This window comes from Bradyrhizobium sp. BRP22 (assembly GCF_020194175.1).
In the GTDB taxonomy this organism is placed as follows: Bacteria; Pseudomonadota; Alphaproteobacteria; order Rhizobiales; family Xanthobacteraceae; genus Bradyrhizobium.
In genome coordinates this window covers 1-20789 of record NZ_JADYVX010000055.1, presented here as the reverse complement: position 1 = coordinate 20789, position 20789 = coordinate 1, and the positions used below count along the sequence as shown (strand labels likewise).

The 20789-nt window shown below is 64.5% G+C and carries 17 protein-coding genes and 1 tRNA gene; 8 read left to right on the top strand and 10 right to left on the bottom strand.

Annotated features, from left to right (window positions below; genetic code table 11):
* Nucleotides 1–57: 57 nt before the first annotated feature.
* The gene (locus I6F35_RS37250; protein WP_225122610.1) at nucleotides 58–321 is read right to left on the bottom strand and encodes a hypothetical protein; all 264 of its coding nucleotides are present in this window, start codon (nucleotides 319–321) and stop codon (nucleotides 58–60) included.
* 872 nt (nucleotides 322–1193) lie between these two features.
* Nucleotides 1194–2150 (bottom strand): AraC family transcriptional regulator, encoded by a 957-nt coding sequence (locus I6F35_RS37245; protein WP_225122609.1) that lies wholly within the window; start codon nucleotides 2148–2150, stop codon nucleotides 1194–1196.
* A 228-nt stretch (nucleotides 2151–2378) separates the two neighbouring features.
* On the opposite strand from I6F35_RS37245, the gene I6F35_RS37240 reads away from it, so the two are divergent.
* A complete protein-coding gene (locus I6F35_RS37240) occupies nucleotides 2379–4076 on the top strand; it encodes a winged helix-turn-helix domain-containing protein (protein ID WP_225122608.1) in 1698 nt (565 codons plus the stop codon).
* 24 nt (nucleotides 4077–4100) lie between these two features.
* Here I6F35_RS37240 and I6F35_RS37235 read toward each other — a convergent pair whose 3' ends face one another.
* Nucleotides 4101–5327: a cupin domain-containing protein gene (locus I6F35_RS37235; RefSeq protein ID WP_225122607.1), complete on the bottom strand. Its 1227-nt coding sequence runs from the start codon at nucleotides 5325–5327 to the stop codon at nucleotides 4101–4103.
* Between the two features lie 1070 nt (nucleotides 5328–6397).
* Here I6F35_RS37235 and I6F35_RS37230 point away from each other — a divergent pair.
* Nucleotides 6398–6471, top strand: a tRNA-Gly gene (locus I6F35_RS37230).
* A gap of 115 nt (nucleotides 6472–6586) precedes the next feature.
* Nucleotides 6587–6982 (top strand): YciI family protein, encoded by a 396-nt coding sequence (locus tag I6F35_RS37225; RefSeq protein WP_225122606.1) that lies wholly within the window; start codon nucleotides 6587–6589, stop codon nucleotides 6980–6982.
* A 253-nt stretch (nucleotides 6983–7235) separates the two neighbouring features.
* On the opposite strand, the gene I6F35_RS37220 is transcribed toward I6F35_RS37225, so the two are convergent.
* Both I6F35_RS37220 and I6F35_RS37215 read right to left on the bottom strand, forming a co-directional pair.
* Nucleotides 7236–7637: a cupin domain-containing protein gene (locus tag I6F35_RS37220; RefSeq protein ID WP_225122605.1), complete on the bottom strand. Its 402-nt coding sequence runs from the start codon at nucleotides 7635–7637 to the stop codon at nucleotides 7236–7238.
* A 3-nt stretch (nucleotides 7638–7640) separates the two neighbouring features.
* A complete protein-coding gene (locus I6F35_RS37215) occupies nucleotides 7641–8090 on the bottom strand; it encodes a hypothetical protein (protein WP_225122604.1) in 450 nt (149 codons plus the stop codon).
* A gap of 55 nt (nucleotides 8091–8145) precedes the next feature.
* Between I6F35_RS37215 and I6F35_RS37210 the strand changes: the two genes are divergently transcribed.
* The gene (locus tag I6F35_RS37210; protein WP_225122603.1) at nucleotides 8146–8766 is read left to right on the top strand and encodes a cupin domain-containing protein; all 621 of its coding nucleotides are present in this window, start codon (nucleotides 8146–8148) and stop codon (nucleotides 8764–8766) included.
* Nucleotides 8767–8774: 8 nt separating this feature from the next.
* Here I6F35_RS37210 and I6F35_RS37205 read toward each other — a convergent pair whose 3' ends face one another.
* From I6F35_RS37205 to I6F35_RS37185, 5 genes are all read right to left on the bottom strand, one after another.
* Nucleotides 8775–11054: a xanthine dehydrogenase family protein molybdopterin-binding subunit gene (locus I6F35_RS37205; RefSeq protein WP_225122602.1), complete on the bottom strand. Its 2280-nt coding sequence runs from the start codon at nucleotides 11052–11054 to the stop codon at nucleotides 8775–8777.
* Entirely contained in the window at nucleotides 11051–11539 is a 489-nt protein-coding gene (locus I6F35_RS37200) for a (2Fe-2S)-binding protein (protein ID WP_225122601.1), read from the bottom strand. Before I6F35_RS37200 ends, I6F35_RS37205 begins: the two co-directional genes overlap by 4 nt.
* Nucleotides 11532–13847 carry a xanthine dehydrogenase family protein molybdopterin-binding subunit gene (locus I6F35_RS37195; protein ID WP_225122600.1) on the bottom strand — a complete coding sequence of 772 codons (2316 nt, stop codon included), beginning with the start codon at nucleotides 13845–13847 and terminating at the stop codon, nucleotides 11532–11534. Before I6F35_RS37195 ends, I6F35_RS37200 begins: the two co-directional genes overlap by 8 nt.
* Entirely contained in the window at nucleotides 13844–14698 is an 855-nt protein-coding gene (locus I6F35_RS40680) for a xanthine dehydrogenase family protein subunit M (protein WP_225122599.1), read from the bottom strand. Before I6F35_RS40680 ends, I6F35_RS37195 begins: the two co-directional genes overlap by 4 nt.
* A 167-nt stretch (nucleotides 14699–14865) precedes the next feature.
* On the bottom strand, nucleotides 14866–15540 hold the full coding sequence (locus tag I6F35_RS37185) for an isochorismatase family cysteine hydrolase (RefSeq protein ID WP_225122598.1): 675 nt from the start codon (nucleotides 15538–15540) through the stop codon (nucleotides 14866–14868).
* Between the two features lie 402 nt (nucleotides 15541–15942).
* On the opposite strand from I6F35_RS37185, the gene I6F35_RS37180 reads away from it, so the two are divergent.
* The 4 genes from I6F35_RS37180 to I6F35_RS37165 are packed head-to-tail and all read left to right on the top strand — an operon-like array spanning nucleotide 15943 to nucleotide 20586.
* The gene (locus tag I6F35_RS37180) at nucleotides 15943–17022 is read left to right on the top strand and encodes a BMP family ABC transporter substrate-binding protein (protein WP_225122597.1); all 1080 of its coding nucleotides are present in this window, start codon (nucleotides 15943–15945) and stop codon (nucleotides 17020–17022) included.
* A gap of 16 nt (nucleotides 17023–17038) precedes the next feature.
* Nucleotides 17039–18541 (top strand): ABC transporter ATP-binding protein, encoded by a 1503-nt coding sequence (locus tag I6F35_RS37175; protein ID WP_225122596.1) that lies wholly within the window; start codon nucleotides 17039–17041, stop codon nucleotides 18539–18541.
* Nucleotides 18477–19640 (top strand): ABC transporter permease, encoded by a 1164-nt coding sequence (locus I6F35_RS37170; RefSeq protein ID WP_225122595.1) that lies wholly within the window; start codon nucleotides 18477–18479, stop codon nucleotides 19638–19640. Before I6F35_RS37175 ends, I6F35_RS37170 begins: the two co-directional genes overlap by 65 nt.
* A 10-nt stretch (nucleotides 19641–19650) precedes the next feature.
* Nucleotides 19651–20586 carry an ABC transporter permease gene (locus I6F35_RS37165; RefSeq protein ID WP_225122594.1) on the top strand — a complete coding sequence of 312 codons (936 nt, stop codon included), beginning with the start codon at nucleotides 19651–19653 and terminating at the stop codon, nucleotides 20584–20586.
* The last annotated feature ends 203 nt before the right edge of the window (nucleotides 20587–20789 follow it).

Below are 20789 nucleotides of genomic sequence, written 5' to 3'. Positions count from 1 at the left end.
AATGGCGGGACACGGCCCGCGTCATAGTCGCGAGCCGGCCTTGTCGCGCGCCCTGTATCAGCCCTTTTTCTTTTTGACGGGCTTTGCCGGCGGCTTTTCTTCGGCAGCCTTCTTCATCGATCGCGCATAGCTGTCGGCTGCGTTCTCCGCGGTGATCTGCAGCCGCCTCGCCGCCGCCGCAGCGGAGGCGAGCGTGTTCTTGGCAAGGTGCTTATGGCGCTCCCTGGTCTCCTTGTCCTTGGCCTTGGCAGCCAATCCCATGAGACGGCCGTGCCGCTTCCTGGCGGCGTCGGTCAAAGCCTTGACCTGCTTTTTTGCCATCGACCGAATCAGAACGTCTAAATCCCCAGCCGCCATTTCCGTTTCCTGCAATCAATCCTCGGCAGCTTGATACACTGGCCTCCTGTTTCGATCAATTTGCAGTGCGCCGAGCCCGGCGCGATCTCAACGTCCGGCCAGCTCTTCTGAATATACGGAGCAGGACAAACACGGCCACCACCATGATCAAATCGTTAACCATCGACGACACGATCACGCCACAGGCGCTGCCGGCAATCATGCCGACTGTACCATTGACTGCCCTGCCCCATCGCGCGAGTTTCCTGAGCTCTTCGAACCTGGCGTCCGCTCAACGCGCCCGACGCTGGGCCGGCCGATATGTCGGCGGAACATGACTTTCGTCACTTTCGAAAAACCGAACGGCGTGGCGCGGATTAACAGTTCGCCCCGCTCGTCACAGACGAGGACAGGCACTGACACGGCGAAGCCAGACAGCAACGCCAAGCTTGCCAGCATACGCCGCGAAGAGTCCGATCCGCTGAAACCTCCTACCACCCGACGCGGGGTCGATGGGCCCCTGAAGCCCCCATCGACAAAGTAGGAGGATTAGGTGCTGCAGCCGAAGACCTCGGCCGCGCCGGCGCGAAGTCAAGCCGCGTCGATCGCCATTGATAAATCTCCGATACCTGCCGCAAGTTGAAATAATTTGGTGATGAAAACCCAGATGGTCGGCAAGCAAAAGAGCCTCTGAACGGCTTGGCCATTGCTCTCCGGAGTGATTCGAAAAAATCCAAAATGCCCGCGGGCGTTTACAGAAGTCGTGGTGGACTGTCTTCTCAATGCGCGTACGCCCTCGATTTGACGCGCAAGCGCCGGCGTGACTTTGCGCCATTGCAGCGAGCTGCCACAGCCTCTCACTCGCCGTTCACGCGGGCGCGCATGTCGCGCGGCGTCAGGCCGTAGAGATTTCGGAAGGCGCGATAGAATGTTGCAAGGCTGTCGAAGCCGCAGGCATAGGCGACATTCGCGACCGGCCGCGACGACGCCTTTGCCAGCAGCTCGCCCGCCTTGCGCGCCCGCAGGGCAGACAGCGTGCGCGAGAATGAGAGCCCCGTTGGCTCGAACAGCACATGTACCTGCCGCAGCGATATTCCAAGCTCTTGCGCGACCGCCGCGGGCGACAGGGCCGGCTGATGCAGATCGCGGGCGAGAATGTCGCGCGCGGCATAGTAAAAGCCCGAACGCAGCGCCGCGCGACATTCGGGCATGCCCGGCAACAGAAGGCCGCGCGCCAGCATGGCGAGCCTTGCGATATGCGTGATCTCCACCGAGGGATCGATGATATCGCGCGGCTCATGCGTCAACGCATGAAACAGCGCCGAGAGTGCCCTGAAGAAAGGACTCTTCCGCAACAACGTCGCCGCGAAGAGGCCATGGGCGGGCGCGCCCAGCAGCATATCGCCGCTGAGCGGGATCTTCAGTATCAGAAAGTCGAATCCGTCGGACCGCTCCGGCGTCGCCTCGAAAGTCGTGTCGGAATGGTTGATGACGATGTCCCCGTCGGCCACCCGATGCCCCCGGCCCCGGCCGACATCCATCCAGCCGGCCCCGCGCGCTTGCCAACCAATGCACAGGCTGTCGGCCGGCATCCGCGCGATGTCGGCGCTGGTTCGGCTGACCCGATAGGACGAAGCATGCATCCGCGAGATGATCGCGCCGCCAATATCGGTCGCGGAAAACTGCCCGCGAAAGTCGGCGCGGCGCTCGGTCGGCAGCTCGATCGTGACGCCGAACAGGCTCTTTCCGCGCACCTCGCGCCAATGATCGAAGCGATGCTCGGGGTCGATGTCGTCGGTGGTAAAACTGAGCACAGGGGTCTCATCGTCCAAGAGGAATGAACACCGCCTCTCCCCGCCCGCTCGTGGCCCCACGAAGTCGGAGAGACGGAAGCGCATTCGTCCCATGATGGCGGCCCGGCGTCCTGATGCGGCGCCCGTGGCGTTCTGAAGTTTTTCTGATATTTTCTGAATGAGCCGCCATAGTACGGATTTTCCGACAGTTTTGGCGGTTGGAGCAGTTTCGGGGACCCCGGGGGCTGGGTGTTTCGTTTTTCGGGATTTGAGCTCGATCCGGAGCGCGCCGAGTTGCGCGGTCCGGATGGCGAGGGGATCAGGCTCAGGCCGAAACCGCTTGAGATGCTGCAGCTATTCGTCGCCAATGCCGGCCGGGTCGTCAGCAAGGAAGAGCTGATGGAGGCGGTCTGGCCGAACGTCCATGTCGGCGAAGACAGCCTGTTCCAATGCATCCGCGAGATTCGCACCGTGTTGGGCGATGATCGGCGGCAGACGATCAAGCTCGTATCCGGCCGCGGCTACCTGTTCGCAGCCGAGGTGTCGATCGAGCCATCACCCCGTGCAGTTGCCGAGCCGGCAGCAAGCGTCGAACCAGGTGCGAGCGTCGCGCCCGCGACCGAGGTTGCAGAACCGCGGCGACTCTTCGGCCTGCGCAGGCCGGCGGCTGTCGCTGCCGCAGCAGCCGCCTGCGTGATCTTTGGCTTGGCAGTGGCCGCTCCGACCCTCCGGCCCGATTTCATGTTCAGACGATCGCCGCCAACGATTGTGGTGACACCAATTGTCGATGCGAGCAACGACCCCGCGGGCGCCGGCGTCGCGGCGGGTGTAACGGACCGCCTGACTGATGATCTGGCGAGGATCGACAATATCCGCGTGGTCGCGCCGCGGCCAGTCGCGGCGGCGACGGCGCCCACATCCGCACCGTCGGCCCAATCGGACTTCGTGCTGAATGGCGAGCTGCAGAAAGGCCCGCAGTCGTGGATCCTGCGTGCGCGCATGATCCAGACCGCCACCGGCGAAGTCCAGTCCGTCGCGACGGTTGCGGTCGATGCGACCGAGCCGGACATGCAATTGCAGCAATCGCGTCTGGCCGCAGGAGCAGGCCATGCACTGGCGTTGCGCCTCAACGCGCTTCTGGAATCCGGCGCCGGTCCAGCCGCGGCCGGCGACGCCAAGGTCGCGATCGAGCAAGCCACGGCCTCGATCAATCGAACGACGCGCGAACGTTTTGCCACGGCACAGACGATGCTGGAAAAAGCGCTCGCGGCCGAGCCCGACAATATCGAGTTGCAGGTCGCGCTGGCCGCGCTTCAGTTGCGCGGGATCCAGATGGCCTGGTACGAGCCGGCCGAGCACGCGGCGGCGGTAGGCAACGCCGGATCGCTGCTGGAGCGCGCGCGACAGGCCACGCCACGCTACATTCCGGTGCTGGAAGCCTATTGCCGCTTCCTGACTGCGACCAACCAATTCATTGAAAGTCTGGTGGCCTGCGCGAGGGCGTTGAGCTTCGATCCATGGAATGGGCTCGCTCTCTATCACATCGGCCTGGCGCAGCTTCAACTGGGACGCTTCGAAGATGCGCTGGCAACGTTCAAGCAGGCGGATCGCTTCGACACGCCGGAGGTCTCGCGCTGGACTTGGCTGCTTGGCGCGGGATGGACGACCCTGCTCATGGGCCGCAACGAGGAGGCGGTCTCCTGGCTGCAGCGGTCGATCGCGATCACGCCGGCGTCGGGGCGGCCCTATATGCTGCTGGCCGTAGCCTATCAGCGCATGGGCCAGCCGGACGAGGCCAAGACGGCGATGGCAAAGGCCATGGTGTTGCGGCCCGGCTCGACGGCACTCAACATCGGGCTGCCAACGCAGAATGCCAGCCCGGTTTTTCTCGCCGAGGCCAAGCAGACCACGAGGACGCTGCTCGAACTCGGATTGCCGGAACGCTGAAGATAGACAGGGCCTGACAATGCTCTAGTCCGGCACCACCGGCGCCTTGGTCTTGCGCAGCCTGTCCATCACCTGTCCATCCAGATTCAGATGCGACCGCACCAGTTGCGGTGAAGTCAATGCCATCCACGTGTCGAGGGAGAAGTCGACAAAGTACGCGCTCTTGAATGTTTCGAGGAAGCGCAACGGGCCTGTGCCTGTATTCTCGAGATAATGGCCCATCGCGACCGGCACGTAGCCGACATCGCCGGCTCGGAGATCGAACGTACGCGCCTGGCCCTGAGCGGCAAACACGCCCATGCGTGCCTGGCCCTCGATGACATAGAGCCATTCATCGCCGTTCGGATGCCAGTGCAGCTCGCGCAATCCACCAGGATTGACCTCGACCAGCGCTGCAGCGGTGGTTGTGTTGACCGGGAACACGGTGGAATCGCTGATCCGCACCGACCCGCCCGCGGTCTTGATGGGATCCTGCGCCATCAGCCGAGAACTGAAGCTCTGCTGCACCGGCGTTGCTCCCGGAATGTTGTCCGAGCTGAGCGGACCCGGCATGGAAGCCGGGAAAATGTAGCGCTGGCTTTCGTCCGGAGTCTGCTCGAACAACGAAGCCGGCACCCCAAAATTCTTGCCGAGCACCTCGGTCGGTGTGTGCTTGAACCAATCGGCGATCATGAAGGTATTGTCTTCATCGAAATCGCCATCATCGAAGACGAGCAGAAACTCGCAACCGTCCGGGCCGAGACCCTGGATGGAATGCGGGACTCCGGACGGGAAGAACCAGAGGTCGCCGGCAGCGACATCGTCGACGAAGTAACGCCCGCTGGCATCGACCGCCGTGATGCGGGCCGTGCCGTAGAGCATGTAGGCCCATTCGGACGCCTTGTGCCAATGCATCTCACGCACGCCGCCGGCATTCAGGCGCATGTTGACGCCGGCAAGGGCCGTGGCAACGCCGAGCTCGCGCCGGGTCACCTGGCGGGTCCAGCCGCCGGCCTCCAATCGCATATGGGCATCGGAGAACGAAAAGCGCAGGTTCGGCAGACTGCCGTGATCGGTCGAGGGCGGCACGAGCATGTCAGGGTTTTGCCGGTCGCGCGTCAGATCCCGCGGGCCGTGATCGGTGCCGCCGTGACCTGGCCGCTGGGGCTGCGGGACTGCTTCCGCGGCCTGCGCCTGTCCGATAGCTGTTGTCGTGAGAAGGCCTCCGGCAGCAGCCGCTGCCAGCATTTGACGACGAGACAAAGAATCCATGATTTTGTGTCCACTGGTTCGAGACTCTGGACTGCTACTGTCGTGGACGCGTGGGTTCCGGATCCTCACAGCTTTGTCCGGCGGGAGCGGCGATTGCTGATTGCGGATGCAGGGCGCGACCGTGCTTGGTGAATTTGGAGATGGGCGCGAGGCGCTGTCGTCAGGATTGAAAAGATAGCAGCGTGGTCATGCGCCAGCCGCAGTTGCGGTCGGGGCACAGGTTATCCGCCAGCGCAGGGACCCTGTTTTTCGTACCGGGGGCAACCCACCTTAAAATGTCGTCGCGCGGAGAAGCTGATGCGGCTGTCGGCCAAATGCAAGCCGCCCGGCAACCAAACTACGGCACCGGGACGGCAGCGCAATGACAGGATTCAGCTAGAGCGTGATGACTTTTCTTCGAATCGTCATCCCGCTCTAGCTCTTTGTTTGAGCATGATCTTTTTCGGAAAACCGGTCCCACTTTTCCGGATCATGCTCTAGCCTGAGGTCGCCCACGGCAGGAGCCATCCCCTGCCTGAAGCACCTGCAGCGCATCCGAGGCGATCAGGTCCAATTGCCGCCTTGGCCTGCGGACGCATCACCACTGTCCAACCATGGGATGGATCAGGACTGCGGTGTCGGCCTCCAGGAGCTCCACGATCTGCTCGTTGACGGTAATCTCAGGTGTCAGCGTGCATTCCAGCCGACAGTCTCAATGAGTGTTCATGCAATATTGCGGTTTGACGACGCCGGGGCTCAGGCCTCCGAGCAATTCGACCCCTGGGCCGGCCCGATAATAAAGACGCGGCGGAATCGCTCCCGCCGCGTCCAACTCTCGTTCTCGCTGGTCCAGGGCTGAGAACGCCCCGATGCCAAGCTTTGGACTGCTTAGCGGGCGATCCCAGCGAGGTGACAGCGCTTGAGATAAGACACTGGATCACCTCCTTTCATTGTTGATGGAACGACCAATATAGGCAACCGATCCGCCCCTGTTAAGGGCCGGAAGGCGAATCGGTTGGAACCCGGCTGTTCGTAACGGCCGAGGAGCGGTTGAGGCCGCCCTCCCGGCATGATAGTGGGATCGCTGGCGCGCGGGTGTAGCTCAATGGTAGAGCAGCAGCCTTCCAAGCTGAATACGAGGGTTCGATTCCCTTCACCCGCTCCAACAGCCCGCGGCCTCTTGCTGGTCACCGTCATTCCGGGGCCAGAATCGTGGCAATTTGTCGGATTCGGCCTGCCCCAAACGTCCTTTGCCGAGCCATCAATAACGAGAGGTCCCGATGCTCTACGCCATCCTCGCTTATCACGTCGAAACGGAAGTCATGTCCTGGACTCCGGAGGAGGATGCCGCGTTGATGGTCGATCTGCACAAGGTGCATGACCGCCTGACGAAAGAAGGCCGCCTCGGGCCGGCGGCGCGGCTCGGCGAGACCGGGAAGGCCCGCACCCTGCGCGGTCCGGGGGCAGGCGTCGTGATCGACGGCCCCTTTGCCGAGACCAAGGAGCAACTGCTCGGCCTTTACGTCGTCGACTGCGCCAGCGAGGACGCCGCGATCGAAGCCGCGCGCGACCTGCGCCGGGTCAATCCAACGGCAGTGTACGAGATCCGGCCGATCACGCTCTATCTTCCGGGCACGGCCTTTCCGCTGACGGAAGCCCCAAGCGGCGGCGAATAGATCGGTTGGATGCGAACCGAAGTTCGTCCGCCTCGCTCATCTCAGCCGCGCGTCTGCTCGGAGGCGACCGCGAGAAGAAACTCCGCAAGGGCATGCTTTCCGGCCTCCTCGGCCGCCCTCTGGGACGAATACTGATCTCCGACCAGCCTGACACCCATCGGCGCGCCTCTGCGCCTGATTTCCCATTGCCACGCGGAGCGACACTCGTCGCTGAAGGTCACGATGTAATATTCTCGCCGGAACACGAAACCGCTTACGTTGATGGCGGCGCCGCATCCGCCGGCAGCGCGCCGACCTTTTTCAGCAGCGGAACGTCAGCCGGACAGGGACCGCCGACACTGACGATATGGCTGCCACGATCGGCCGCAACCGCATGCTTGACGCCGACGGGCACGTGCACGACGCAGCCGGCGTGGAACGGCAGCGAGATGTTGTTGGTGTAGTCGTGGATCGTCCCTTCGCCTTCGAGGATGAAGATGGTGTCCTCCGACTGGGTGTGGATGTGCGGAACGTTGGCCTCGCCGGGCTCGAGGCAGACATAGTTGAGGTTCGCCTGCCAGGCGCCGACCCCGGGCCAGATCACGAAGCGTGCGTCCTTGGAGATCAGCGGCAGCCGCAGCGTCGGATGGTCGCGATGAAACAGGCGAATGGCCATGGTTTAGCTCGCTGTGAGGCTTGAATAGAGGCTGGCATCGGCCGGGCACGGCCCGCCGATCACCCTGATGCCGGCTGCACCCGCTTCGATGCGATAGCGATCGCCGGCATCGATATGGACCATGTGCCCTTCGGCGACCTCATGGCGCGCGCCACCGGCCGCGTCGATGATCGCGCCTTCGCCCGCGATCACGTAGTACACGCAGTCGGACGGATGGCTGAGGTCGACGGTTCGCGCATTCTGCTGCAGCGACACGAGCTGAAGGCTGCGGAACGCTGCGCCATTGTGCGGCGACAGCACAACCTTCGCGTTGCCCTCGCCCTCCACGATCGGTATTTCTGGACATCCGGCGGCGCTGTCGATGACTCGAACCTGGGAAAACGAGGGATTGGCCATGACCGCCTGATTTTTGATCACAACTAAAGTATTTTTAGTATATTCAAAATCGTACAACGCGCAACGTCTTCTTTGCGAAGACCAGGACGAACGGCGCCGGGAGCGTCATGACATGAGCCAATCCGAGACCGGGGCGAACATCGATCTTCCCCACTTGTCGGAGGAAATCGCCGAGACCACCGCGACCACGCTCGCGGCCATCGGCCTGCGCATCCGCGAATTGCGGCAGGCGCGCGAACTGACGCTGCAGGAGCTCGCCGACGTCTCCGGCCTCAGCACGTCCATGCTCAGCCTGGTGGAGCGCGGACGCGCCTCGCCCTCGATCGGCTCGCTGATCGTGATCGCGAGCGCGCTCGGCGTCACGATGTCAGATCTGCTCGTCAGCGGCAGCCTCGCCGAGGAGAAGATCGTGGTGCGCGCGTCCGAGGCGCGCGTCGTCGAGACCGCGCAGCATGTCGTGCGGCGGCTGATGCGCGAAGACCGCAGCCGCGGCGTCTCGGTCGCCGTCAACGAATATGCCCCGCATACCGGCAGCGCCGAGCATCCGATCACCCATGACGGGTTCGAATATGGCTTCGTGCTGCAGGGCGAATTGACCGTCGAGGTCGATGGCATCAAGCACGTCCTGCGACAGGGCGATCTCATCGCCTACAGCTCTCGCCGCAGGCACAAGCTCTGGAACCACGGCAAGACCAAGGTCCGCACGCTCTGGTTCAACCTCGACCGCGATTGACACACCGCTTATCGCAGCCGCGCGCGCAAGATGGCGTGCAGGCGGCCTGGCGTGATCGGGAGTTGCGTGACCGCGCCGGGCTTCTGGATGGCGGCGTCGATCGCACCCGCCAGCGCCGCGCCGGCTGCATTGATGCCGCCCTCGCCTGCGCCCTTGACGCCGAGCGGATTGAGCGGCGACGGCGCATCCTCGCGCAGGATCACCTCGACCTCCGGCACCTCGTGGCAGGTCGGCATCAGGTAATCGGCAAAGCTTGCCGCGAGCGGCTGGCCGTTCTCGTCATAGACGAACTCCTCCAGGAACGCGCCGCCGACGCCCTGCGCCACGCCGCCCACGATCTGCCCCTCGATCAGCATCGGATTGACGGCGCGACCGACATCGTAGGCGACCACGTAGCGCTCGATGGTGACGGCGCAGGTTGCGGGATCGACGCGAACCTGCGCGGCGTGGATGCCGTAGGGGTATGTCATGTGCGAGGAGGCGAAACGCCCCTCTCCGGTCAAGCCACCCGTCTCCTCGAGATGCGCGGCGACATCGGCGAGCGCGAGCGAGGCGCTGCCGTTCACGGTCTCGATCATGCCGTTCGCGAGATGCAGCGCCTCCGGCGTCGTCTGCAGGAGCTTTGCCGCCACCTCCAGCGCACTGGCGCGCAGCGCCTCGGCGGCGATCTTCACGGCCGAGCCCGCCATGACGGTGACGCGCGAGGCAAAGGCGCCGAAGCCGATCTCGATCCGGTCGGTCTGGCCATGGATCACGCGGATGCGCTCGATCGGCACCTGCAGCGTCTCGGCGCAGATCTGCGCCAGCGCCGTCTCGACGCCCTGCCCGACCGAGGCGACGCCGGTGACGATCTCGATCTCGCCCCGCGCGTCGAGCCGCATCCGCACCAGGTCCTGCGGGCCGAGGCCGCTCTTCTCGACGAAATAGCCAAGACCCAGCCCGACCAGCTCGCCGCGACTCCGACGTTCCGCGAGCTGCGCCTGCAGCCGGTCATGGTCGAGATGCGCCAGCACACGTTCGAGCAGGTCGGCGTATTTCCCGGAGTCGTACACGACTTTGGTCCCGAGCGTCTCGAAGCCGCGATCGAACGGCATCGCGGTCTCGCCGATCAGGTTCACGCGGCGCACCTCGACCGGTGACAGGCCGAGTTCGGCGGCGACCTGATCAATCAGCCGCTCGCGCGCGAACGTCGATTCGTAGCGGCCCGGCGCGCGATAGGTGCCCGCCGGCGTCTTGTTGGTCAGCCGGATATGGCCCGCGACGCCATAGGCGGGAATGACGTAAGGGCCCGGCAGCAGACCAGCCGAGAGATCGGTGACCGTGGTGCCGTGGGTCCGCACATAGGCGCCCTGGTCGGTGAAGAAATCCGCCTGCAGGCCAAGGATGAATCCGCTCGAGTCGACGGCAGCCTTGAGCCGATAGACCTGGTCGCGCGAGTGGTTGGCCGCGAGCAGATGCTCCCTTCGATCCTCGATCCATTTCACCGGCCGCTTCAGCCGCAATGCCGCGGCACAGACCAGCACGTCCTCCGGATAGAGTTCGCCGCGAATGCCGAAGCCGCCGCCGACATGACCTTCGCTGAGCTCGAGCCGTCCCGGCGCAAGCCGCAGCATCCTGCTGATGGCGTCGCGGTTATAGTGCGGGACCTTGGCGGCGCCGTAGAGTGTCAGCGTATCCTTGTCTGTGTCGTAGACGCACAACCCGCCGCGGGTCTCCATCGGCACGCCGGTGTGGCGCCCGATCTTCACCTCCAGCGCGACGACTTTGTGCGCGCGGGCAAAGGCCGCATCGAGATCGCCATAGCCGCGGCGGATCACCGCCGGCTCGGACATCAATCCGGGGTGAACATCGGGCATGAACGCCACCGGCTCGGCGGTCGCATCGAGTTGCGGCGCCAGTTCCTCGATATCGCAGAACACAAGATCGGCGGCGTCCTCGGCGACATAGGGATCGACGGCAACGACAATGGCCACGGGCTCGCCGACATAGCGCACGTAGTCACGCGCCAGCACGAATTGCCGATAGGGCGCGAGCCGCTCAAGCCCCATCTGGCGGAAATCGATCGGCGGCAGATCGTCGAAATCGGCAATGGTCCAGATCGCGACGACGCCTTCGAGCGCGGCTGCCTCCTCGGTCTCGATAGAGAGAATGCGGCCGAAAGCGACCGGCGAACGCACCACGCGCATATGAAGCTGGCCGGACCAGTTGCAGTCGGCGGCGAACGCGCCCTGGCCCATCAGCAGCGGACGGTCCTCGATCCGCCGGAGCGAGCGGCCGACAAAACTCATATTCGCGCTCTCGCCCGCATCTCGCGCGCGGCCAGCCGCACCGCCTTGACGATGTTCTGATAGCCGGTGCAGCGGCAAAGATTGGACGACAGCACATCCTTGATGTCGTCGTCGGTCATGTCGGGGTTCTCCTGCAATGCGCCGGCGGCGAGCATCAGGAAGCCGGGCGTGCAGAAGCCGCATTGCAATCCGTGATTTTCCCAGAACGCCTGCTGCAGCGGATGCAGCGTGTCGCCGTCGGCCAGGCCCTCGACGGTGCGCACCGTCTTGCCCTCGGCCTGCACGCCGAACATCAGGCAGGCGCGGACCGGCTTCTCGTTCACCAGCACGGTGCAGGCGCCGCAGACGCCGTGCTCGCAGCCGAGATGCGTACCGGTCAGCCCGCAATCATCGCGCAGCACGTCGGCGAGGCTCCGTCGCGGCTCGACCGAGACTGCATAGGTCTTGCCGTTCACGGCAAGGGTGACGTCGCGCTTGTCAGGCATAACTCGCACCTCCGGCCCGGCGCAGCGCCTCGCGGATGCGCTGCGGGGTTGCAGGCAGTTCGAACAGCTCGATCCCGAACGGCGACAGTGCATCGCAGATGGCATTGACGACGGCTGCCGGCGCGCCGATCGCCCCGCCCTCACCAACGCCCTTCGCCTTGGTCACGCTCTCGGCCGACACCGTTTCCATGTGCATGATCTCGATTTCCGGAATCTCCGCAGCAGTCGGCGGCAGATAGTCGGCAAAGGACGCGGTCAGGAGATTGCCGGTGTCGTCGTAGACGATCTCCTCGAACAGCGCATTGGCGATGCCCTGCGCGACGCCGCCGGTGATCTGGCCGTCGACGATCATCGGATTGATCAGGACACCGGCGTCCTCGGCGACGAGAAAGCGTTCGACGCGCACGCCGCCGGTCTCGATGTCGACCTCGACGAACGCGATATGACTGGCATTGGAGAAGGTGCCGCCGGGATCGTAGACCGCGTTCTCGTGCAGTCCGGGCAGCAGCCCCTTGAAGCGGTGGCTCTGGTGGTAGGCGGCACGCGCCAGCGTACCGATCTCCATGGCCTGGTTGGAATGGCTCACCCGCGCCCAGCCGTCCTTCAACTCGATATCATCAGGCGATGTTTCCATCAAGGTCGCGGCGATCGTCTTGAGTTTCCCCGCGACCTTTCCCGCCGCGAGCTTCGAGGAGCCGCCGGCGATCACCATCGAGCGGCTGGCGAAGGTACCCCAGCCATAGGGCGTCGCATCGGTATCGCCCGAGATGATCCGGATGCGCTGCGGCTCGACGCCGAGTTCATCGGACACCAGTTGCGCGAGGCTGGTCTTCAGGCCCTGACCATGCGGCGAGGAGCCGATGCGCAGCACGACGTCGCCCGATGGGTCCATGGTGCAGTCGACGATCTCATAGCCCGGCACGATCTCCATGCCGCGCGCGGCATAGGCCGGCGTGCCGTAGCCGGTGCGCTCGCTGAACACGGAAAGGCCAACGCCGAGATAGCGCCCACGCTCGCGCATCGCCTCTTGCCGGGCCCGGAACGCCGGCAGGCCTGCAGCTTCGATCGCGACTTCCATGGCCTGCAGATAGCTGCCCTCGTCATAGACAAGGCCGGTCGGCGAGCGATGCGGAAACGCCTTGATCAGATTACGGCGGCGGATTTCGGCGGCGTCGATGCCGAGCCGTTTCGCCGCGACATCCATCATCCGTTCCATGGAGAAGGTCAGCGTCGGCCGCGACACGCCGCGATACGGCGCCATCATGCAGGTATTGGTCGTCACCCCGCGCGAGCGGACGCCATATTCGGCGAAATCATACGGACCCGGCAGCTCGGCGAACGCCATCAGCGGCTCGACGCCGCAGGTCACGGGATAGCAGGAGAATGCGCCGATGTTGGAACGCAGATCCGCCTCCAGCCCAAGCAGCCGGCCGTCCCTGGCAAAGGCGCCGCGCAGGCTGAACGCCTGATCGCGGCCGTGCGCGGATGCGAGCAGGTTTTCGCGGCGATCCTCGATCCAGGCGACGCTCCGCTTCAGCTTTCGCGCCAGCCACACCAGCACGACATATTCGGGAAACAGCGACATCTTCTGCCCGAAACCGCCGCCGACGTCGGGCGCGATCACGCGTAGTTCGGACTCCGGGATGCCAAGGGTGTCGGCGATGCCGGTGCGCAGCATATGCGGCATCTGCACCGAGGCTGTGAGCGTGACGCGCCCCGAGGCGGCGTCATATTCGGCGAGCCCACCGCGGTTCTCCATTGGAGCGGCCGACTGGCGATGCGAGCGCACGTCCAGCGCGACGATCTCGGCGGCTTCCGCAAAGGCCTGGTCGAGCCCCTGCGTCTTCATCCGGCCTTCGACCACCACGTTCGACGTGGCTTCGGGGTGAACCGGCGCGGCATCCGGAGCCAGCGCCGTGTCGAAATCGACGATGGCATCCGCGACATCGATGTCGACGAACACCTGCTCGGCGAGGTCTTCGGCAAGCGCTGCATCATCGGCGACGACGACCGCGACTGCCTGACCACAGAAACTGACGCGATCGACCGGCAGCACCGGCTGGCCAATCGCGACATAGTCGGGCCGATGCAGGATGGGGCGGATCGGTTTCACATCGGCGAGGTCTCGCCCGGTGAACACCGTTCCATCTGATGGCATCTCGATACTAACGATCGTCCCGCGCGCGACCGGGCTGCGCACGAAGCAGACGGCCGCAGCCTTGCCCGCGTGATCGGCCACATAGCTGCCGCCGCCTTTCAGCAGCGCCGGATCTTCCAGCCGTGGCAGCCGTCGGCCGATCCAGTTCATGCCAGCGCCTCGGTCAGTGCGCGCTTGACGGACGTCGCGATCAAGTCCCGCCGATATTCGGGCGAGGCATGGATGTCTCCGTTCGGCTCGATCATGCCGCGCGCCTCGCGCGCGATGCCGTCGATGAGGGCCGACGACGCGGGCTTGCCGACAAGCTGATCTTCCAGCGTCCCAAGGCGGATCGCGCGATCGGCGACACCGCCAACGCCCAACCGCGCTTCGCGGATCGTGCCCTCTTCAACCCTGGCCGCCGCCACCGCCATGCCGAGCGCGAAGTCACCCGCGCGCCGCGAGAACTCGTAGAAGCCGACGCGCCAATCCGGCGCCATCGCCGGCAGGCGGATCTCGGCCAGGACTTCGTCGGGCTCGAGCGCGGTCGTGAAGGTGCCGTGGAAGAAATCACCCGCCGCAATCACCCGCTCGCCGCGCACGCTCTTCGCGAGCATCTCGGCGCGCAGGGTCGCGGCGACGAGACACCATTCGGAGGCGGGATCGGCGTGCGACAGGCTTCCCGCAAAGGTGCCGCGCTGGCGGATCGGATAGTGCGCGATGTAGCGCACGACCTTTGCCAGGAGCGTGCCGAGCGGCCCCTCGACCACCGGCCGATGGAACGCAGCGTGCCGCGTCAGCGCGCCGATTTTCAGGTGATCGGCGTCCGCGCGCAGGTAATCCAATTCGTTGAGATCGTTGATATCGACGAGAATAGCTGGCCGCGCCAGGCGGAAATTCATCGCCGGAACCAGGCTCTGCCCGCCGGCCAGGATCTTGCAATCGTCCTTGTGTGTCGCGAGCAGCGCGAGCGCTTCGCCGAGATCGGCCGGCCTGAGATAGTCGAACGCTGCAGCCTTCACATTTCAACCTTGCTCAATATTGTTTAGTCTGATTAACATGACCTCATTGCGGTGTCTACTGTTCGGGACGGTGAGTCTGCATGGGTTGGACCAAGGCGATGGGGCAAAAGCGCGGAGCGGCCGGCGATCGCGCTCCTCTTTACCCTGATGCGTCACCCGCTTTGAGCTCAGCGGCTTCGCCACTCCGCAAGCAGGTCGGCGGCGTCGGTCACGACGCCGAGATGCAGCGACACCATCTTCAGCGCCGCGTCTTCCATCTCCTCATTGGTGCCGCGCACGAGGTCGCGCAGCACGACCACGCGATAACTGAGATTGCTGGCATCGAACGCCGCGTTGAGGATGCAGCAATCGGTCATGCCGCCGTCGAGCACCACGGTGCGCACAGTCATCTGCCGCAGCAGGAAATCGAGATCGGTGGCGAAAAACGGCGACAGCCGCTTCTTGCCGGCGACGATGAGGTCCTGCGGCTCGACATGGGTGACGAATTCGGTCCAGCGCGAGCCTTCGATTGCATGCGCATCGGAATTCGGGATCGCGCCGACATGGAGCGGAAAGGTGCGTCGCCACGCCGAGGGAATGCCGGCGATGTCATCGACCCCGCCCTTGCGCAGCACCGACTTGACGTGGATCACCGGCACGCCGATCGCGCGTGCCGCAGCGTGGAACTGATCGATCGGCGCGACAATGTCTCGCGCGCGCGGCGCGGGACAGGGACAATCCGGTGTGTCGGCAAGATGTCCCTGGTGCATGTCGACGGAGATGATCGCAGTTCGCGAGGCTTGCGTGAAATCCTCGAACCCATGCGGCAGCTCGCGCTTCGCACCATACACATAAGCCTTCATCTCATCTCCCCGAAGCGGTTCGCTGTTCTGCGCCAATGCACGCATCGATCACAGCATCGACGCTCGGCAAGCAATATTCAAGCCGCGCCGAAGCGCTGGCGCAAACCCGCGCGCCACGCGCCAACATCAATCACACACCGATTTTCGGTTGCGCCTTGCGCGCGACTGGATGCCGCCGGGCAACACAGTGGAACGTGCGAGCCGAGCGCAAGCTCGCTTCGCTCGTTCCCGCGCACAACCGCAAGCGGTCGTGCGACGAAGAGGATGCAGGGAGGACTGCCCATCGATTGGCTCGACGGTGACTAAACAATTGGCGTGCTATTTTTTCCAACAATGCGAAGATTTTTTCGGAACCCGTCATGAACGGTCGACAAATTTTCGCACATCGAGAGGATTTGCGTGATGCGCTGGACTACAATTCCTGTTCTTGCTGCCGCCCTGACAGGTGGCGCGGCAGTCGCCTATGCCGCCGGGTTCACACTCTCGGCGCCGCCGAAGATCGCGTTCCTTTACTTTGCCGACAAGACCGATGGCGGCTGGACGCAAGCCTTCGACGAAGCCCGCCCGAAGATCGAGAAGGCGGTCGACATGCAGATTCCGTTCGTGGAAAATGTGCCTGAGGTTGCAGGGCAAATCACGCCTGCGGCGGAGCGCTTCATCCAGCGCGGCTATAATGTGATCATCGGCACCGCGTTCGGCTATTCCGATACGTTCAAGGAGCTGTCGAACAAATATCCGAAGGTCGCATTCCTGAACGCCTCGGGCACCACCAATGGAGCGAACCTCGAATCCTTCTACGGCCGCACCTATGAGAGCCAGTACCTCTGCGGCATGATCGCGGGGGCGATGTCGAAGTCCGGCAAGCTCGGATTCGTCGCGGCGCATCCGATCGGCCCGGTGAACTGGACCATCAATGCCTATGAATTAGGCGCGCAGAAGATGAACCCGAAGGCCACCGTGACCGTGGTCTTCACCGGCGCCTGGAACGATCCGGTGAAGGAGCGCGCCGCCGCGCAGGCGATGGCCGACCAGGGCATCGACGTGATCGGCCAGCATGTCGACACCCCCACTCCGCAGATCGTGGCGCAGGAGCGCGGCATCTACGGCACCGGCCATCACCGCGACCTGCGCGAGTTCGCGCCGAAGGCGACGCTCTGCTCGTCGGCCTGGACCTGGGACAAGTTCCTGGCGCCCGAGCTGAAGAAGGTTGCAGCGGGCAATTGGGAGCCCAATCCCTACGGCGCCTTCCCCGGCATCAAGGACGGCGGCACCGACATCGCCTGCTGCAACAGCGTGGTGCCGAAGGAGGTCGTTGACAAGGTGATGGCCGAGCGCGACGCGATCATCGCGGGCAAGCAGATCTTCGCCGGTCCGATCAAGGACACCGCCGGCACCGTCCGCGTCGCCGAGGGCAAGTCGCTCGACGATGCCGGCTTCTGGAAGATGGACTGGTTCGTTCCTGGTGTCATTACCCAGAAATAGGCGAGCGTAGCTTCTGATGAATGCGGCCCTGCAACTTGCCGGGATCAGGAAATCCTTTGACGGGGCTCTGGCTCTCGATGGCGCGTCCTTCGAGAGCCGCTCCGGCGAGGTCCATGCCCTGCTCGGCGAGAACGGCGCCGGTAAATCATCGCTGATGAACGTCGCCGCCGGCCTCTACGCGCCGGATGCCGGCTCGATCTCCATCAATGGTGCACCGATCTCCCTGAACGGGCCGGCCTCGGCCCGTTCCCACGGGATCGGCATGGTGCACCAACACTTCAAGCTGGTAAGGCCTTTCACCGTTGCCGAGAACGTGCTGCTCGCCAATCCGCAACCGCATTTCGCGTCCGGCCTGCGCGATATCCGCGACGCCATCAAGAAGCAGGTCGATGCGCTGAAATTCTCCATCGATCCCAATCGCCGCATCGACACCATGACGGTGGCCGAGCAACAGCAGGCCGAGATCGTCAAGGTGCTCGTTGGCGGCGCGAAGATCCTGATCCTCGACGAGCCGACCGCGGTGCTGACCGATGCCGAAGCGATCGGCCTGCTCGAGATCGTGCAGCGGCTGGCGCGATCCGGCACCGCGGTGGTGCTGGTGACCCACAAGCTGCAGGACGTGAAGCGCTACGCCGATGTCGTCACCATCATGCGCGGCGGCAAGACGGTCGCCACTCTCGATCCACGCCATTCGACCGCGGAGGAATTGACCGAGCTCACGGTCGGCCAGACCTCGGCGCTGCCGGAGCGTACGCCGCACCAGGGCGGCGAGACCCGGCTCAATGTCGGCGCCCTCACCTATACGCGCGGCGACGGCCGCACCATGCTCAACAACACCAGCTTCTATGTCCGCGCCGGCGAGATCTATGGCATTGCCGGCGTCAGCGGCAACGGCCAGGCCGAGCTCGCGGAAGCGCTGATCGGCGCGATCGAACCTTCGACCGGCGAGATCTGGGTCGATGGCGCCGGCGACATCAGCCATGCCGGCCAGGCCAAGCGACGCGAGGCGGCGATCGCCGCGATCCCCGCCGACCGCTACGCCTATGCGCTCGCCGGCAGTCTGCCGATACAAGACAATCTCGCGGTGGCGCAAATCCGCTCCGGCCGCTACGGCAGCATTGTCAGGCTCGATCGCGCAGCGATGCGCCGCGACGCCATCGCCGCGGTGAAGGAATACGACGTGCAGGGCGTGCGCAGCGTCAAGCAGAAGGCTTCGCTCTTGTCCGGCGGCAATGCGCAGAAGCTCGTCATCGCCCGCGAGTTCAGCCGCGAGCCGGAGGTCGTGGTCGCGCACAGCCCGAGCCGCGGGCTCGATGCCCGCGCCTGCGCCGCCGTGCATCAGCGCCTGATCGCGGCGCGCGAGCGCGGCGCGGCCATCGTCCTGATCAGCGAGGATCTCGACGAGATCCTGAGCCTCTCCGATCGCATCGGCGTCATGACCCGCGGCGCGATCGTTGCCGAATTCGAACGCCCTGCGGACCGCCAGGCAATCGGCCGTGCTATGGTCGACCATGCATGACATCCTGCGCCGAGCCGAACCATTGACGCCGCCCGCCCCAGCTACGCCGCGCGGCTTCGGCCGCCTTACGCTCGACGTGCGCCAGAACCTGCCGCCGTGGAAGCAGGCGGTGTTCGTCGGATCGTCGCTGATCCTGGGCCTTGCGATTTCAGTCGCGATCCTCGCGGTCGCCGGCATCCCGCCGTTGACACTCGTCAGCGAGCTCGCGGGCGTGCTCACGGCGGAGAACCTGCGCGGCGTGCTGATCCAGGCCGCGCCGCTGATCCTGGTCGGCCTGGGAGCAAGCCTTGCCTTCCGCATCGGCTTCTGGAATCTCGGCATCGAGGGCCAGATGATCTTCGGCGGCATCTTCGCCGCTGCGATATCGATCTACGATATCGGTCCGCCGGCGACGCGGCTGCTGCTGATGGGAATGGCCGCGGCACTTGGCGGCGGTCTGTGGGTGCTGCTCGTGGTGTTTCTGAAGCTGCGCTTCCGGGTCAACGAGATCATCGCGACATTGCTCTTGAACTATGTCGCGATGTATTTCCTGTTCCATCTGCTGTACGGCGCTTGGCAGGACTCCAAGACGGCGTTTCCGCAATCGACGCCGTTCCGCCCCTTCGAGCGGCTGGCCGATATCGGCTATGGCGTGAACAGCGGCTTGCTGATTGCGCTCGCGGGCGTGCTCGCGGCGGGCTGGCTGATCCATCTCAGCCGGATCGGCTTCTACACCCGCTTCATCAGCGCCAATCCAAAAATGGCGAAGGTCGTTGGCGTTCCCGTGCAGGCGGCGACGATCTGGATCATCGCGATCTCCGGCGCTTGCTCGGGCCTCGCCGGCTTCGTCAATGTCGCAAGCCAGGAGGGCCGGCTGACGCAATCCTTCGCCAATGGCTACGTGTTTTCCGGCGTGCTGATCGCGTTCCTTTCACGGAATGACCCGATCGTGGTCGCGATCGTCGGCTTCCTGATCGCGGTGCTCTTCATCACCGGCCAGACGCTGCAGGTGTTCTACCAGATCCCCTTCACCATGGTGCAGATGATCGAAGCGATCATCGTCATCGCGGTCGCCTCGTCGGAATTCCTGATCCGTCACCGCATCAGGTGGATACGTTGAGGGAAATGTGGTGATCGATTTCCTGATCAACTGGCTGGCCAACACTCCCGTCACCGCCGTACCCTACGCGCTCGCCGCGCTCGGCCTGATCATCGCCGAGCGTTCCGGCGTGCTGAACCTCACCGCGGAAGGGCTGATGCTGGTCGGCGCACTCGCGGGCGCGGGCACCTGCCTCATGCTCGGCGGCTATCCGGCCGTGGCGCTGGTCGCCGCGATGGTGGCGGCGAGCATGGTCTCGCTGCTGTTTGCGGTGCTCGTGGTGGTGCTGCGCATCAACCAGGTGATCGCGGGGCTATCGGTTGTGTTTTTCTGCCAGGGTCTTACCGGTCTCATCGGCACGCTCGCGAAATGGCAGAACAAGCAATTGACGGGGCTGGCGCCGCTGAAGATCTGGCCGCTATCGGAAATCCCCGGCATCGGGCGGATCTTCTTCCAGCAGGACCCGATCGTCTATCTCACCATCCTGATCTTCTTTGCCGTCAATTTCCTGCTGTTCCGCACCATGCTGGGCCTGCGCATCCGCTCGGTCGGCGAGAATCCGGGCGCAGCGGATGCCGCCGGCGTCAGCGTCACCTTGCATCGCATCTTCGCGATCGTCGCCGGCTCCTCGCTGATCGGCCTGGCCGGCGGCTACATCTCCGTCGTCAGCGTCAAGTTATGGGTGACGGGGATGACCGGCGGCCGCGGCTGGATCGCGGTGGCGCTGGTCGTGTTCGCGCGCTGGGCGCCGTGGCCCGCGCTCGCCGGCGCGCTGCTGTTCGGCTGCATCGAGGCACTGATCCCCCAGATCGCCGCGGCCGGCATCCGCGTGCCGCAATATCTGATGCTGATGACGCCATATCTGGCGACCATCGCCGTCATGATCTGGGTCGGCACCAAGGATTCCGGCATCACACAGGAGCCCGGCGCACTGGGCCAGCCGCATGTGCGGGAGGAGCGAAGGTGACGTGTGATGTTTCGAGGTCCCTGGCCTCATGATTCGAGACGCGCGGCCTTGCCGCGCTCCTCACCATGAGGGTCTAAGACCTCATCCTGAGAGCCTGACTCAAAAAAGCGTAAGACGTCTTCAAGGTCTGGCCAGGCGGCGAATTAGGAGCCTCAGATGGGCGATGAGCAGCCATGCGAGCTCAGTGGCAGCAGAGCCTTCGA

Bases quoted from the DNA above. Each gene is read 5' to 3' on its own strand.
- I6F35_RS37205 (WP_225122602.1), bottom strand. From the start codon at position 11,054: ATGAGTTTTGTCGGCCGCTCGCTCCGGCGGATCGAGGACCGTCCGCTG.
- I6F35_RS37180 (WP_225122597.1), top strand. From the start codon at position 15,943: ATGCGCTGGACTACAATTCCTGTTCTTGCTGCCGCCCTGACAGGTGGC.
- I6F35_RS37195 (WP_225122600.1), bottom strand. From the start codon at position 13,847: ATGAACTGGATCGGCCGACGGCTGCCACGGCTGGAAGATCCGGCGCTG.
- I6F35_RS37220 (WP_225122605.1), bottom strand. From the start codon at position 7,637: ATGGCCATTCGCCTGTTTCATCGCGACCATCCGACGCTGCGGCTGCCG.
- I6F35_RS37250 (WP_225122610.1), bottom strand. From the start codon at position 321: ATGGCAAAAAAGCAGGTCAAGGCTTTGACCGACGCCGCCAGGAAGCGG.
- I6F35_RS37185 (WP_225122598.1), bottom strand. From the start codon at position 15,540: ATGAAGGCTTATGTGTATGGTGCGAAGCGCGAGCTGCCGCATGGGTTC.
- I6F35_RS37200 (WP_225122601.1), bottom strand. From the start codon at position 11,539: ATGCCTGACAAGCGCGACGTCACCCTTGCCGTGAACGGCAAGACCTAT.
- I6F35_RS37210 (WP_225122603.1), top strand. From the start codon at position 8,146: ATGAGCCAATCCGAGACCGGGGCGAACATCGATCTTCCCCACTTGTCG.
- I6F35_RS37225 (WP_225122606.1), top strand. From the start codon at position 6,587: ATGCTCTACGCCATCCTCGCTTATCACGTCGAAACGGAAGTCATGTCC.
- I6F35_RS37175 (WP_225122596.1), top strand. From the start codon at position 17,039: ATGAATGCGGCCCTGCAACTTGCCGGGATCAGGAAATCCTTTGACGGG.
- I6F35_RS37235 (WP_225122607.1), bottom strand. From the start codon at position 5,327: ATGGATTCTTTGTCTCGTCGTCAAATGCTGGCAGCGGCTGCTGCCGGA.